The 14,388-nt window shown below is 74.4% G+C and carries 17 protein-coding genes; 8 read left to right on the plus strand and 9 right to left on the minus strand.

What is annotated here, in order from left to right:
• Positions 1-133: 133 nt before the first annotated feature.
• The 5 genes from LN037_RS02195 to LN037_RS33300 all read left to right on the plus strand — a co-directional run bounded on the left by LN037_RS02195 (position 134) and on the right by LN037_RS33300 (position 4,606).
• Entirely contained in the window at positions 134-274 is a 141-nt protein-coding gene (locus LN037_RS02195) for a hypothetical protein (protein WP_230749377.1), read from the plus strand.
• A 104-nt stretch (positions 275-378) separates the two neighbouring features.
• Positions 379-2,712 carry an ABC transporter ATP-binding protein gene (locus LN037_RS02200; RefSeq protein ID WP_230749379.1) on the plus strand — a complete coding sequence of 778 codons (2,334 nt, stop codon included), beginning with the start codon at positions 379-381 and terminating at the stop codon, positions 2,710-2,712.
• 169 nt (positions 2,713-2,881) lie between these two features.
• Positions 2,882-3,436 (plus strand): RNA polymerase sigma factor, encoded by a 555-nt coding sequence (locus LN037_RS02205; protein ID WP_230749381.1) that lies wholly within the window; start codon positions 2,882-2,884, stop codon positions 3,434-3,436.
• A complete protein-coding gene (gene shbA / locus LN037_RS02210) occupies positions 3,426-4,154 on the plus strand; it encodes an RNA polymerase sigma factor ShbA (RefSeq protein ID WP_255692718.1) in 729 nt (242 codons plus the stop codon). Before LN037_RS02205 ends, shbA begins: the two co-directional genes overlap by 11 nt.
• Entirely contained in the window at positions 4,151-4,606 is a 456-nt protein-coding gene (locus tag LN037_RS33300) for a protein-tyrosine phosphatase family protein (RefSeq protein ID WP_230749383.1), read from the plus strand. Before shbA ends, LN037_RS33300 begins: the two co-directional genes overlap by 4 nt.
• Here the strand turns inward: LN037_RS33300 and LN037_RS02220 are convergent.
• From LN037_RS02220 to LN037_RS02255, 8 genes are all read right to left on the minus strand, one after another.
• Entirely contained in the window at positions 4,594-6,075 is a 1,482-nt protein-coding gene (locus LN037_RS02220) for a CoA transferase (RefSeq protein WP_230749385.1), read from the minus strand. The two genes, LN037_RS33300 and LN037_RS02220, sit on opposite strands and share 13 nt — an antisense overlap.
• 61 nt (positions 6,076-6,136) lie before the next feature.
• Positions 6,137-7,870, minus strand: a complete 1,734-nt coding sequence (locus LN037_RS02225) for an acyclic terpene utilization AtuA family protein (protein ID WP_230749387.1) — start codon at positions 7,868-7,870, stop codon at positions 6,137-6,139.
• A gap of 6 nt (positions 7,871-7,876) precedes the next feature.
• Entirely contained in the window at positions 7,877-8,470 is a 594-nt protein-coding gene (locus tag LN037_RS02230; RefSeq protein ID WP_230749389.1) for a TetR/AcrR family transcriptional regulator, read from the minus strand.
• Between the two features lie 55 nt (positions 8,471-8,525).
• Positions 8,526-8,906, minus strand: coding sequence for a hypothetical protein (locus tag LN037_RS02235; protein WP_230749391.1), 381 nt, complete (start codon positions 8,904-8,906; stop codon positions 8,526-8,528).
• Between the two features lie 123 nt (positions 8,907-9,029).
• Positions 9,030-9,548, minus strand: a complete 519-nt coding sequence (locus LN037_RS02240; protein ID WP_230749393.1) for an HAD family hydrolase — start codon at positions 9,546-9,548, stop codon at positions 9,030-9,032.
• Between the two features lie 10 nt (positions 9,549-9,558).
• Positions 9,559-10,641, minus strand: coding sequence for an LLM class flavin-dependent oxidoreductase (locus LN037_RS02245; protein WP_230749395.1), 1,083 nt, complete (start codon positions 10,639-10,641; stop codon positions 9,559-9,561).
• Positions 10,641-11,261 (minus strand): isochorismatase family protein, encoded by a 621-nt coding sequence (locus LN037_RS02250; protein WP_230749397.1) that lies wholly within the window; start codon positions 11,259-11,261, stop codon positions 10,641-10,643. The genes LN037_RS02245 and LN037_RS02250 overlap by 1 nt, the downstream gene beginning before the upstream one ends.
• Complete coding sequence (locus LN037_RS02255; protein WP_230749399.1) at positions 11,258-11,911, minus strand: GntR family transcriptional regulator; 654 nt, start codon at positions 11,909-11,911, stop codon at positions 11,258-11,260. Before LN037_RS02255 ends, LN037_RS02250 begins: the two co-directional genes overlap by 4 nt.
• Positions 11,912-12,008: 97 nt before the next feature.
• Here LN037_RS02255 and LN037_RS02260 point away from each other — a divergent pair, with 97 nt between their 5' ends.
• Positions 12,009-12,905 carry an isocitrate lyase/PEP mutase family protein gene (locus tag LN037_RS02260; protein ID WP_230749400.1) on the plus strand — a complete coding sequence of 299 codons (897 nt, stop codon included), beginning with the start codon at positions 12,009-12,011 and terminating at the stop codon, positions 12,903-12,905.
• Here LN037_RS02260 and LN037_RS02265 read toward each other — a convergent pair.
• Positions 12,865-13,407, minus strand: coding sequence for a DUF305 domain-containing protein (locus LN037_RS02265; protein ID WP_230749402.1), 543 nt, complete (start codon positions 13,405-13,407; stop codon positions 12,865-12,867). The genes LN037_RS02260 and LN037_RS02265 overlap by 41 nt on opposite strands.
• Before the next feature lie 75 nt (positions 13,408-13,482).
• Between LN037_RS02265 and LN037_RS02270 the strand changes: the two genes are divergently transcribed.
• Both LN037_RS02270 and LN037_RS02275 read left to right on the plus strand, forming a co-directional pair.
• Entirely contained in the window at positions 13,483-14,025 is a 543-nt protein-coding gene (locus LN037_RS02270) for an HdeD family acid-resistance protein (protein WP_230749404.1), read from the plus strand.
• Positions 14,026-14,116: 91 nt separating this feature from the next.
• Entirely contained in the window at positions 14,117-14,341 is a 225-nt protein-coding gene (locus LN037_RS02275) for a hypothetical protein (protein ID WP_230749406.1), read from the plus strand.
• The last annotated feature ends 47 nt before the right edge of the window (positions 14,342-14,388 follow it).

Below are 14,388 nucleotides of genomic sequence, written 5' to 3' on the forward strand. Positions count from 1 at the left end.
GCATTCACAGACATGTGCGCATCACACGATCGGGGGACAGCTCACGCACAGCTCGTTCACAGGTCGTGATCCGATCGTGACCGGGCCTCACCGACCGGCGAGGCGATGGTTCCTTCCCCCGAGAGGATCGATCATGGGCTTCTTCCTGCTGGACGGCTGCGCTCCCCCGAAGCACCGCCACCACCACCACCGTGGGTGCGGCTGCCACGAGTGCAAGCCGCAGCACTGTGAGCCGAAGCGCGAGTGCAAGCCGAAGCACTGCTGCGACGACTGACGTCGTCCACGGCGCCGCGGCCCTGACCGGGTCGGGCGCCGGACACCGCGGCCGGTGACCCGTCACGGGTCACCGGCCGTTTCCGAGCACGGACGAGGGAGACGGTGGGCGCGCACTCGACGTCGGGGGACCAGCAGGACGGCACCGCCGAGGCGGCCGCCGGCGCGCCCGCCCTCACCCTCCGCGCGATCGTCCGCCGGTTCTGGACCTACACGCGCGGCGACCGCCCGGAGCTGGTCCTCGCCTTCGCGTTCATGGCCGCGTCGACGGCCTGCGACACCTACGTGGTCACGATGTTCGCCCGCATCGTCGACGGCGCCACCGTGGCCCGGTCGATGTCGGCGGTGTGGCCCTCCGCCGTGGAGTGGATGGTCCTCACGGCCGTGGGCGGCCTGCTCTCGGTGATCGGCGGTTGGCTGATGGTCGGCGCCGCGGAACGCTTCGTCTTCCGGCTGCGCCACCAGGTCTTCGCCCACCTGCAGCGGCTCGGGCCGTCCTTCTTCTCGCAGCACGCGACCGGGGACCTGATCTCGCGGCTCTCCACCGACATCGACGGGGTCGAGGCCCTCGCCTCCTCCGGCATCGTCACGACGATCATCGCGGTCGGCACCGCGATCGCCTACGCCGTGGCCGCGGTCCTGGTGCAGTGGCAGCTCGCCGTCATCGTCGTCGCCCTCGCGCCGCTGATGTGGCTGACCAGCCGGATCACCGGGCGGTTCACGCGGTCCGCCGCGCGCACCGAGCGGGCCGCGGCCGGCGAGGTCGGCACGTCCATCCAGCAGTCCCTGCAGAACCTCCCGCTGGTGCAGTCGCTCGGCACCGAGGCGGTCGAGAGCGCGCGGCTGGACCACCACGGCGAGGTGTGGTGGCGGGCCCGCGCCCGCGAGAGCCGTCTGCAGATGATCTACGCGCCGATCTCCACCATCATCCAGAGCGGCGCGCTGCTCGCCGTCCTGATCGCGGGCGCCGCCTTCATCGCGGCGGGCGAGCTGACCGTCGGCGGCCTGTTCGGCTTCGCCGCCTACCTCGGCTACCTCTACCCGCCGCTCTCGCAGCTGGGCTCGCTGCACCTGACCGTGACCTCCGCGTCGGCCTCCTGCGAGCGGCTGCTCGACATCCTCGGCGCCGACCCCGACGTGGTCGACGCCGAGGACGCCGACGACTCCCCCGTCACGCACGGCCGGGTGCAGCTGCGGGACGTCCGGTACGTCTACCCCGGCACCGGGTCCGCCGGCGTCGACGGGGTGTCGCTCGACGTGCAGCCGGGGCAGTTCGTGCTGGTCACCGGCCCGAGCGGGGCCGGGAAGTCCACGCTGACGAGGCTGCTGCTGCGCTTCGTCGACGTCCAGTCCGGCGCGATCACCCTCGACGGCGTGGACGTGCGGGACCGCGCGATCGCCGCGGTGCGCGCCGCGGTCACGCTGCTGCCGCAGAAGCCGATGCTCTTCGACCTCACCGTCCGGGAGAACATCGCCTACGCCCGCCCGGACGCGGACGACGCCGAGATCGTGGCGGCCGCCCGCGAGGCCGGGGCGCTCGAGTTCATCCGGGACCTGCCGGACGGCTTCGACACGCTCGTCGGCGAGGACGGCGCCACCCTGTCCGGCGGCCAACGTCAGCGGCTCGCGATCGCGCGGGCCCTGCTGCGCACCTCCCCGGTCCTGGTCCTCGACGAACCGACCACCGGTCTCGACGCGCCCACCGCCCGCGCCGTGCTCGACCCCCTGCGCCGGCTCTCCGGCGGTCGGACGACGATCGTCGTCAGCCACGACCTCACGCCCGCCCGCGACGCCGACCTCGTCGTCGTCCTCGACGCCGGCCGCGTCGTGGCGCAGGGCCGCCACGCCGAGCTCCTCGCCCGCCCCGGGGTCTACGCCGACCTGTGGGCCGCGCAGCAGGGCGACCGTCCCGACGCCGAGCCGGTCCCGGTCCCGGTCCCGGCCGCCCGCCCGGTGCCGCCCCGTCGGCCGCAGCCCGTGCCGGCGTTCGTCGACGCCACGACCAACCCGCTGCGCCTGCTCGCCCTCGCCGCCGCCGACGCCGCGATCTCCGCCTCCGCCGCGACCACCCGGCCGACGGCCCTGCACTCCCGTGCCGGCAGTGCGTCACGGCGTGCACCCGGTGACAAGGAACCCGGCACCGTCGCCCCGGCCGCGACCGCTCCGCCCGCCGGCCGCGGCGCCCGCCAAGCCCCGGCGCCCGCCGCCGTGCGGTCGCCGACCGCCCGCCCCACGCCCGCCCCCCGCCGGACGCTCGTGCCCGGGCCGCGGGACCCGGCGTCGGGACCGACCCCGGCGAACCGGCCGCACCCGCCGTCGGGACCATCCCGGCACGACACCGGGCCGCGGCGGCGCACCGTCGCCGACCTCGTCAGCGACGTCCCGGCCGGCCGCGCCGCCCACCGGCAGCCGGACGCGGACACCGCTCGTCCACGCTGACCAGGCCATCGCTGCTCCGTCCGAGTGATCTGGTCACGGACGTGTGACGAGACGGTCTCGGGCGTCCCTTCCCTCGTGACACGGTCGACGAGGCCATCGGGGAGGCCCACATGGACGAGCACCGCAGGACGTCGCGCCGAGGGGGCGACACGCCCGCTCCGGACGCGCGGTGACGCCGGGCCGGGACGCGCAGGACGACGATTTCGACGCGTTCGTCCGCCGCTGCCAGCCGAGGCTGGTCCGCCGCGCGTGGTCGGTCGCGGTGCAGTCCGGCACCGACCACCACGCCCTGCTCTCGCACGCCCTCGAGGTGATGTGGCTGCGGTGGTCGGGGATCGACGCCGACGACGGGGTCCGGCTCCGGTTCGCCGGCGTGGTGATGGTGAACCGCTCGCGCGACCTGCGCCGGTCCGCGATCCGGCGACGCGAGGTGCCCGACGAGGGGGACGACGACCGCGAGGTCCCGCCCGGGCAGTGGGGTGCGGACCCGGTCGCCGAGGTGCTGCAGCGGGAGAGCCGGTTGGCGTTCCACCGGGCCGTGGCCCGCCTGCCCGAGGAGGAGAAGAGGATCATGATGTACCGGACGCAGGAGATCGGGCTCGCGCGGATCGCGCTCGAGACCGGGTGCTCCGTCGGCGAGGTCCGCGCCGGGCTCGCCCGGGCGAAGCGGGCGCTGCGTCGTGACCTGGGGCTGCCCGCGCGGGGAGGCACCGATGGGCTCTGACCACGCCACCGCCCGCCCGCTCGCGGCCGTCCCGCGGAAGCCGGCGACGCGGGAGACACCGGAGACGGACGACCGGCTCGACGCCCTCGTGGCCGCCGCCGTCGCCGGCGACCGCGCCGCGCTCGGGGCGGTGCTCGCGGCGATCCGACCCGTCGTCGTGCGCTCCTGCCGGGCGCGGCTCGGGCGCGGCGGACCGGGTGCGGCGGACGCGGACGACGTCGCCCAGGAGGTCTGCCTCGCCGTGCTCCGCGCCCTGCCCGGCTACCGGGACCAGGGACGACCGTTCCTCGCGTTCGTGCACGGCATCGCGGCGCACAAGATCGTCGACGCCCGGCGCGCGGCCGTCCGCCGGGCCGCGCCCGTCGCCGACCCCGGCGACCGGCCGGACCTCGACGACGGCCCGGAGACCCTCGCCGTGCGCCGGGCCGGGGAGCCCGGGCTGCGACGCTCGCTCGCCGCGCTCCCACGGCGTCAGCGGCAGATCCTGCACCTGCGCGTCGTCGTGGGACTGTCGGCCGAGGAGACCGCGACGGCGGTCGGGTCGACGGCGGGGGCGGTGCGCGTCGCCCAGCACCGGGCGCTCACCGCGCTGCGCCGGTCCTACCCCGCCGGCCCGGAGCGGGAGGGCCCCACCGGCGACCCCGAGCTCGACGCGCTGTTCGTCGACGCGGAATCGGCGCTCGGCGACGTGGCCGCGGCGGGTACAGACCCCGTGTGAGCTCTGATCCACTCGAGGGTTACGTCCCCGCCCACCTCCGCGACGACCGGGTCGACGAGGCCCCGCCCTGGCCCGCCGACGAGGTGGTGCCCGGACTCTGGCAGTCCGGGCACCCCAGCCCCGGCGAGCCGTGGGACGCGGTGTTCGACCTCTCGGGCGAGGAGCCGCCGCTGGAGGACGTCGAGTTCTACGTGCACTGGCTCATCGAGGACGGCCCGAAGCCCGACCGCGACACGCTCGTCGCCCTCGCCGACCTCGTCCGCTCGATGCACGCCAGCGGCAAGCGGGTGCTCATCCACTGCGCGGCCGGGATGAACCGCTCGGGGCTCCTCTCGGCGGCGGCGCTGATCCGGGAGGGCTACACCGCCGACGACGCGATCGCCACGGTCCGCGAGGCCCGGCACGGGGCGCTGAACAACCCGGAGTTCCTGGAGATGCTCTACGAGCTGTGACGCCAGCTCAGCGGGGCCGCGCCCCGGGCGTCCAGCACCGGGTCGTAGGCGCCGGGCGTCACCGACATCGCCACCTGGTCGGTGACGCCCTGGTACTCCCCCAACGGCGTCGTCGCGGTGAACGTCTCGGGGTCCAGGTACTCGTGCTCGCCCGGCGACCCCGCCACGGAGTGCGCCCACTCCCGGTCGAGGATGCCGAGCGAGAGGATCCACAGTGCGACCCGGGTCAGCGAGACGTGCACGTGCCACGACCCGCCCTCGTCCGCCCGGCGCCGCAGCGCCGCGGCCACCCCGGCCTGGGCGAGCCACGGGACGATGTAGTCGTTCACCACCATGATCGGGGGCAGCCGCGGTCGGTCGGTCGACCCCTCGAGCAGCATCATCCCGGTGACCGAGCCCGCGGACTGGTCGAACCCGGGCCGCCCCGCCCACGGGCCGGTCAGCCCGTGCAGGGACACCGACACGTAGATCAGCCCGGGGCGCTGCGCGCACGCCTCGGCCGGCGTCAGCCCGATCTCGGACAGGAACTGCTGGCGGCGGTTGTGGAAGAACACGTCGGCGCCGGAGAGCAGCCGCGAGAGCTCGGCGCGGTCGCCGCGCGGGTCCAGCCACGCCGAGCGCATCCCGACGTTGGCCGACGCGTACGTCGACTCGTGCTCCCCCTCGTTCGGCCGCCACAGGTTGAGCACGTCCGCGCCGTGCAGCGCGAACGACCGCCCGAAGCCCGCCCCGGCGATGACGTGCCCCATGCCCAGGGCCCGCAGGCCGTCGAACGGGTTCGTCCCGACGGCGGGGAGGGGCTGCGGGTCCGCCTCCCCCACCTTCGTCAGCTCGATAAGCGGCAGGTCGGCGAGGTGCGGGTACTGCTCGGAGGCGAGGAACTCGGGCAGTGTCCGCAGCATCGGCATGACGACGCCGGCCTCGGCCGCCGCGGCCTCGAGCTCGGGCGCGGTCCACGCCGCGATCGCGTCGCGCACCCGCTCCTTCGTCAGCGGCACCCCGAGCAGTTCCTGGGCCCGTTCGCGCAGGCCGGGGTACATGTTCTGGGGCATCACCCAGCGGTCGTCGGCGCACCGGAAGAAGGAGAACGCCATGGCGTTGCCGCGCTCGAGCGACGACCCGACGGGATAGCGGCCGAGCCGTTCCCACCGGCGGTCGTAGAACGGGCACAGCCGGTGCGGCGCCCGGCGCAGGTCGACGTGCACGTCCTGGCCCGGACCGCCGCGCCACCGGTGCACGGCCGCGGCCGCCACCGACTTGGCCAGCAGCCCGATCGTCGCCGCCCCGCCGATCCGCATGGGCGAGGGCACCACCGGGTCCGCACCCGTCGTCGTGATCGCCCCGCCGGCGTCCGCGGCGGAGAGCCCGACCCCGCCGAGCACCGTCTCCAGTTCGCCGAGCAGGTCGAACCCGTCGGAGGTCGCCGGGTGCGCCCAGGCGTGCTCCAGCCGTCCGGTCAGGTCGCTCACGGCGCCTCCTCCACCCGCGCGAGGGGAACCCTCGTGCCACGAGAGCGCTCGGATCGTCCCCTCACGACAGCACCTCCTCGGGGATCTCGACGTGCCGGGCACGGAGGAACTCCGCGACGGCCTTGCCCGCGATGTCCGGGCGCCCGTTGGACGAGGCGCCCTTGCCGAGGATCCCGTGGATCACCAGGTGGACCGCCCGCAGGCCGGGGAACTCGTGGCGCTCGATCGCGGCGCCGGGGTAGACCTCGGCGACCCACTCGGCGGTGATCGCGGCGCGCAACCACGCCCACGCCGCGTCGGAGGAGCCGCGGGGCCAGAACCCGACGTTGGAGTTCCCGCCCTTGTCCCCGCACCGGCCGTGCACGGCGAGCCCGAGCGGGGCCCGCCGCGTCGTCGCGGACGAGCCCGGGGACGCCGGGACCGACGGCGGCTGACCGCGGAACTCCGCCCGGACCGGCGTGTCCTTCACCGGCAGCCGGGATCCGTCGGCGAGGACCACCTCGTGGTGCAGCGCCTCGGTGGGCACGAGCGTCGGCCAGTACTCGACGACGGGGTTCGCCACCCGCAGCGGGTTGACGTAGAGCCCCGGGTAGCCGGGCAGGAACAGGCCGGTGAGCGGGGCGATGAAGCGCTCGGCGCCGACCTGGCGCCGGTCCCGCGCCTGCGCGGTCACGAGGATCTGCTGCGCGGCCTCCCACTGGTCACGCGGGTCCTCGACGGGCGTGCCGATCCGGTCGACGCGCAGCAGCGAGAGGTCGAGCGGTGCGGTGATGCGCTCGACGTGCGTGCGCAGGAGGTCGGCCTTGGCCTCGAGGTCGAGCCCGGTCGCGTAGAACGACACGCTCGACTCGAACCCGCCGGGCGCGGTGATCGCGAGCTTCGTCGTCGGGCTCGGCGGGGTGCCGCGGACCCCGGTCAGCGCGACCCGGTCGGGCGCCTCCTGCGTCACGGTGACGTCGGTGAGGTCGACGGTGACGTCGGGGTTCAGGTAGATCGGGCCCTGGATCTCGTAGAGCAGCTGGGCGGTCACGGTGTCCGTGGTGACCGTGCCGCCGGCGACGTCGTGCTTCGTGATGACCGCCGTGCCGTCGGCGGCGATCTCGGCGATCGGGTAGCCGAGGTCGTCGACGCGGGGCACCTCGGTGAAGCCCGAGAAGTTGCCGCCGGTGGCCTGGGGGCCGCACTCGATCACGTGGGCCGCGGCGACCGCGCCGGCCAGCGCGTCCCAGTCCTCCGGGGCCCAGCCGTGCCACCACGCGGCCACCCCCGTCGTCAGGGAGGCGTCGGTGACGCGGCCGGTGATCACCACGTCGGCGCCCGCGGCGAGCGCCGCGGTGATCCCCCAGCCGCCGAGGTAGGCGTTCGCGGTGCCGGCGTCGTGACCCCAGTCGGCGAGCGGACGCCCGTCGTCGAGATGGGGCAGCGCGCCGAACTCGCCGAGGCGACCGAGCACGTCGTCGCCCTCGACGTGCGCGACGACGAGGCCGTGCCCGGCCTCCGCGAGGATGCGGCGGCACTCCTCGGCCAGCCCCGCCGGGTTCAGGCCGCCGGCGTCGACGACGAGCTTCGCCCCGCGCTCGACCAGCAGGTCCACCGCGTCGGTGAACTGGGCGAGGAAGCTCCGCGCGTAGCCCAGCGCCGGGTCCTTCGTCCGCTCCAGGGCGAGCTGGCGCAGCGTCGGCTCGGCGAGGTAGTCACCGGTGACGACGTCGACGGGGCCCGCGAGCGCGTCCCGCAGCCCGGAGAAGCGGTCCCACAACCACCCGGCACAGTTAGCGATGCGAACGGCCGCCATGGGTGATCACCCTAGCTGCTGCGGTACCAGCCCGTCCGGGGTCGGGAGCTCCGCGAGGCCCAGGAGGAGCGCGAAGCGCCGCCGCAGGGCGTCGGTGTCCATCGGGCGCAGCCGGGACTGGAAGCCGATCAGCGAGTCGATGGCCAGCTCGGCGATCTCGTCGGCGTGGTCCGAGCGCAGCACCCGCACGCAGGCGGCCACGACGTCGCGGCGGGCGTCGTCGACGCGCCGCTGCACGCGGGCGACCCGCGCGTCGACGTGGGCCCACGCGCGGATGGCGGCCTCGGCCTCGTGCGGGAACGTCAGCGCGAGCAGGGTGAGCAACCCGAGCCGGTCCGCGGCGTCGACCTCGCGGGAGGCCGCCTCGACGAGCCGGGCGGTCTCGGTGGTCTCCCAGTGCTCGAGCAGCGCGACGACGAAGCCGTCCCACCCGTCGAAGTGGTGGTAGAACGACCCGGTCGTCACGCCGACGGCCCGGCACAGCGGCGCGAGCTTGAGGCCGGCGCGGGCGGCGATGTCGTGCTCCGACCCGTCGTCGTGCGCGGCGGCCAGGAGCCTCAGCGCAGCGTCGAAGAACGCCTCCCGTGTGGCCGACCCCATGCATTCATCCTGTCACGGCCCGTTGCGTGTCGGGGCCAACGGGTGCGGAACGGGGTCAGACGGTCAGACCGTCCGTGTAGAGCGACGATGCCGCGCGCAACCACATCGCGCGCCGCTCATGGACGTCCGGCTCGGGGTAGCGCTCGCAGGTGTGCGACCGGCCGCCCGCCTCCTCCGAGGGCCCCCACACCTCGACGTACTCGAACGGCCGCGCCGGCACCGTCGCCAGCCCGAGCCCGCCGTCGGGACCGCTCCCCGCGACCAGGGCGTGCGCGATCACCACGGCGTCGTCGTGCGACGGGCAGAAGGCCACCGTGTGCCAGCCGGTCTGCTCGTCCGACGGCGGGGGCGGCGGCTGCCAGCCGCGGACCTCCCAGCAGTGCGACGGCGGAGCCGGCACCACGTGCTTGCGGTCGGACATCGGGCGTTCGGACATGGCGACGCTCCCCGGAGCAGCGGTTCGTCCCCCTGGGATACACCTCGGGGACACCCCGCGGCCACGGGACGTTCGTCGTCATCCGCCCAGCTCAGGGCGTATGGGACGGTGATCCGCCGAACATCACCCGGCTGCGCCCCAACGCCACGCGGCGGCGTCGACGACGTCGAGACCCAGGCCCTCCGCGCAGGCCCGGACCGGCTCGCTCGCCGCGACCACGAGCGCCATCCACACCGGGTAGCGCTCCCGCTGGCGCAGCGCGACCTGCTCCTGCCCGGCGATGAGCAGGCCCGGCAGCGGCGGGCGGCACCAGCAGCGGGACAGGTCGGGCGTCGCCGCGTCGGGGTCGTGCGGGCAGTGCACGAGGGTGTCGAACGGGTTGCCCGCCCGCTCGTGGATCGTCCAGAGCAGGCGGACCGCCACGTCCTCGCCGAGCTCGCCGCGCGCCACCGCCGGGAGGTGGGCGAACCCGATGGCCCGCCCGCCCCCCGCCTTCCACAGCCGCAGCCGCTCCACCGCGTCGAGGTGGACCTCGACGTCGAGCGGGCCCCGGTAGGGCCGACCGAGGTCGGCCTCGGTCCGGCGGATCGCGTCGAGCTCGACGAACAGCATCGGCACCTGGGGGGCGGAGAGCACGCTCACCGCCCGATTATCAGGCGGGCACCGGGGCCTGCGCCGCGTTCCGCAGCAGCGGCTTGACCCGCTCGCCGAACTTGGTGACGCCGTCGACGAAGTCCGGCCAGGTGAGCAGGGCGCCCGTGATCCCGGTGGTCACCGCGATCTCGTCGAGCTGCGCGGCGACGCGCTCGTAGGACCCCTTGATCACCGGCAGGGACAGGAACGCCATGTTCCCCTCCGCCGCCGGGCGCTCCAGCGACGCGAGCAGCTGCGCCGAGGTGCCGTCGGGGTTCGTGTCGAGCGAGGCCCCCGTCGTCATGTAGCTGATCGCCTCGAGGTCGGCGTTCGCGACGATGTGGTCGCAGAGCGCGTCCGCGGCCTCGTCGGTCTCCTCGGCGATGATGCAGTAGAGCGCGAACGTGCCCACGTCGCGGCCCTCGCCCGCGCTGAGGTCGCGCACCCCGCTCGCGATGTCCCCGACCTTCGAGCGCTCGGCCATGATGAAGTTGCGGTCGCCGTGCTTCGCGGTGAACGCCTGCCCCGCCGGCGACTGGCCCGCGCACACCACGGTGGGCGTGTGCAGCGGCTTGGGCCGCATGTCGGCCTCGTCGAGGTCGAAGAACTCGCCGTGGAACGTGGTCGGGCCCTCGCTCCAGAGCGCCCGCAGCACCTGGACGTACTCGGCGGCGTACTCGTAGCGCCGGGTGAAGTACTCGTCGCCGGGCCACAGGCCCATCTGCGTGTACTCCGGCTTGTTCCACCCGGTGACGATGTTGAGCCCGCAGCGCCCGCCGGAGATCTCGTCGATCGTCGCGACCATCCGCGCCGCCATGATCGGGTGCGTCGCGAGCGTGGTCACCGACGGGTAGAGCCCGATCCGCTCGGTGACCGCCGCGAGCCCGCCGAACAGCGTGAACGACTCGAGGCACTCGCCCCAGAAGTCGCTCGGCCCGCCCGAGCCCCGGTGCTTCATCATCGAGAGCACGAAGTCCAGGCCCTGCTTCTCGGCCTCCTGCGTGATCGCGACGTTGTGCGCGAAGCTCGGCCGGTACTGCGGGCTGCCCGTGGAGAGGATGTAGCCGTTCGTGGCGTTGGGGATGAAGACGCCGTACTGCATCAGTCTCGACCTCCGAGGTGGGTGAGCGCGTCCGCGAGTCCGACGACGTCGGCGTACTTCGCGTCCAGGTCGGCCAGGTTGTTCTCGTGGAGCGCCTCGCTCCGGTCCCCGCACGCCTCGCGCACGACGACGGGTCGGAACCCCTCCGCCAGCGCGTCGGTCGCGGTCGCGCGCACGCAGCCCGACGTCGAGACCCCGGCGACGACGACGGTGTCCACCCCGCGGGCCCGCAGGCTCCCGGCCAGCGAGGTCCCGGCGAAGGCGGAGGCGTGCTGCTTGACCACCAGCGCGTCGTCGGCCGCGGGCGCCAGCGCGAGCTCGCCCCACCCGCCGTCGGCCCCCTCGGCGAAGCAGGCGAGCGCGGGCACCTTGGCCGGGAAGAACCCGCCGTCGGCGAGGTCCGGCGCGTAGCGGACCACGGTCCACAGGACGGGGACCGCGGCGGCCCGGGCGGCGGCGAGGAGGTCGGCGGTGGCGGCCAGGACCCGGTCCTGCTGCCCGTCGAGGAAGAACGGGCCGCCGGCGTCGGTGTAGGCGCGGACGAGGTCGACCACGACGACGGCGGGCCTCGACCCCCACCCGACGCGGCCGGCGAAGTTCGAGCCGTGCGGACTGCTCATGCGTTCCTCACCATCACGGCGCGGGCGTTGCGGATGTGGCTGCGCATCACGGCGCTCGCCCAGTCGGCGTCGGCGACCCGCAGGGCCGCGACGATCTCGGCGTGGTGGGCGAGGCTGCGGGCCAGCGACGCCGGGTCGTAGGTGTGGAAGGTGCGCAGGACCACCGGGAGGTGCACGACGTTCGCCAACGCCGCCGACAACGCGGGCGCCGCGGCCACCTCGAGCAGCCGCGCGTGGAAGTCCCGGTTGAGCCCGACGAGCGCGTCGAGGTCCTGCTCCGGTCCCGGGGCGCCGATCGCCAGCATGTGCGTGGCGAGGTCGTCGAGGGCGTCCAGGTCCTCCGCGGTCACCCGCGTCGCCGCCCGGCCGGTCGCCCGCGGCTCGAGGGCCAGGCGGACGTCGAAGATGCCGTCGAGATCGTCGGCCGAGAAGCTCACCACCCGTGCCCCGCGGTGCGGCAGCACCTCCACGAGCCCCTCGGCGGCGAGGCGGGAGAGGGCCTCGCGGATCGGGGTGCGCGAGACGCCCAGCCGCTCGGCGAGCTCGACCTCGCCCAGCCGGGCGCCCGGCGGGAGCGCGCCGCGCAGGATCTCGTCGCGCAGCGCATGGTGCGCGCGCTCGCTCGCCCGGGCCGTCAGCGTCGTCGCCATCACACCTCCCGCTCCGCGTTGTGTGCAACGTAGGGTGACCCACGCCGGAAAGCCAGCAGAACTTCGGCGGTTGTACACAAACCTGGAGGGACCGACCATGGCCGACCTGCTCAGCCACCCCACCGGCCGCCGCGCCCGGTTGCGCGAGCTGCTGGCGTCCGACCGGCCCGTCGTCGCGCCCGGCGCCTACGACGCCCTGTCCGCGCGCCTCGTGGAGCAGGCCGGCTTCGACGTCGTCTACATGACCGGCTTCGGCACCACCGCCTCGCTGCTGGGCCGGCCCGACGTCGGGCTCCTCGGGCAGGCCGAGATGGTCGACAACGCGCGGCGGATGGCGTCGGTGGTCGACGTGCCGCTGATCGCGGACGCGGACACCGGCTACGGCAACCCGATCAACGTCATCCGCACCGTCCGCGAGTACGAGCAGGCCGGGGTCGCCGCGCTGCACCTCGAGGACCAGGTGATGCCGAAGAAGTGCGGGCACCTCGCGGGCAAGGAGGTCGTCCCGCTCGAGGACATGACCGCGAAGATCCGGGCCGCCGTCGACGCCCGGACCGACCCCGACCTCGTGCTCATCGCCCGCACCGACGCCGCGCAGTCCTTCGGCGTGGACGCGGCGATCGAACGCGCCCTCGCCTTCGCCGAGGCCGGCGCGGACGTGCTGTTCGTCGAGGCCCCCACCTCCGGCGACGACCTGGAGAAGGTCGCCTCCGCCCTGTCCGGGTACACGTTGCTGTTCAACGGCGCCGAGGGCGGCCGCACCCCGCTCCCGCCGCTGTCGCGGCTCACCGAGCTGGGCTTCTCGCTCGTGCTCTACCCCGTCTCGACGCTCCTGGCCGCCGCCTCCGGGATCCGCACGATGCTCGGCCACCTCGCCGAGCACGGCTCCCCCACCGGTCCCCTCGAGCAGCTGGACGTGTCCGGGCTCGACCAGTTCACCGAGATCGTCGGGATTACCGAGGTGCGGGAGCTGGAGGCGCGCTACCGCTCGTGAGCGCTCCCCGCATGCGGTCGATCTCGGCCTGCTGGGTGCGCGTCAGCGTCCGGGCGAACTCGGTGAGCGCCCCGCCCGGGTAGTCGCGCGCCATCGTGATCGCCCCCTCGTGGTGGGCGATCATCGTCTGCAGCCAGCGCCGGTCGAAGTCGGCGCCGCTGCTGCTGCGCAGTCCCTGGAGCGTGGCGGCGTCGGCCATACCGGGCATGTCGTGCATGTCGTGCATGTCGTGGTGCATCGCCGTCGGCGCGGCCCCGCCGCGCAGCGCGAGGAGGCCCTGGAGCTGGCCGATCTCCTCGACCTGCTCGCGGTCGATGCGGAACGCGAGGTCGGAGACGGTGGGGTCGGTGGTCCGCCCCGCCACCAGCGCCGAGAGCTCGAGGGCCTGCTGGTGGTGCGGGATCATCATCGCCGCGAACGCGACGTCGGGGTCGTTCCCGACGGCGGGGGCCGCCGCGCAACCCGCCGTCAGGACGAGCAGGACCAGGAACGCGCGGAGCACGGAGGCCACCCTGCCCGATCACGTGTGGGCGCGCCGTGCTGGTGCGGACACGCCGCACGGTGTACGCAACGAGGCGTGACCTCCTCGATCGACCTGCGTCAGGTGTCCAAGCGCTGGGGCTGGATCCTCGCCGACGGCATCCTCGGGGTGATCGTCGGTCTGATCGCCCTCGTGTTCCCCATCGCCACCGTGCTGGTCCTGGCGGTCTTCCTCGGGATCGGCCTGCTGATCTCCGGGGTCATCGAGGCCACCGTCGCACTGCGCGTGCAGCACGGCGCGCCGGGCCGCTGGTGGGTGGTGATCTTCGGGGTCATGACCGCGCTCGCCGGCATCCTCGTGATCTTCTTCCCGGGCACCGGGGTGACGATCATGGTCGTCGGCCTGCTGCTCTGGTTCCTCTTCGCCGGGATCAACGACCTCTTCGTCGCCGCCCGGTCGAAGGAGCACCGCGGCTGGAACATCGGCATGGGCGTGCTCGCCCTGCTCGCCGCGGTGATCCTGCTGTTCTCGCCGGGCGCGGCGGTCGGCACGATCGCGCTGCTCGCCGGGTTCGGGTTCCTGCTGCGCGGCGCGTCCGAGATCGGCCTCGCCCTGAGCCTGCGCCGCGCCTCCCGCTGACCGGTCCCACCCGAACGGACCACGCCACGAGCACGGCGACCCTGCCTACGGTGATCGTCGTCCCGGCCCCGGCTCCGAGGAGGACCCCGAGATGATCGAGCAGGACACCACCGGTCTGACGCACGTCGCCACCTTCTGCGGCCAGTGCAACTGCGGCTGCCCGGAGCTCTACCTCGACCCGGCCGCGGACGAGGACCGCCGCGTCGTCATCACCGACGACTTCGGCCAGCGCATCCAGATGAGCCTCGGCCAGCTCGCCGACCTCGTCGCCGACGCCCGCAACGGGGTGCTCGACGAGGTGCTGGCACAGGCCTGACCCGGCACCCCCCGGACCCGGACGGACGACGCGTTCGTGCGGCGAGA

This window comes from Actinomycetospora soli, assembly GCF_021026295.1.
In the GTDB taxonomy this organism is placed as follows: Bacteria; Actinomycetota; Actinomycetes; order Mycobacteriales; family Pseudonocardiaceae; genus Actinomycetospora; species Actinomycetospora soli.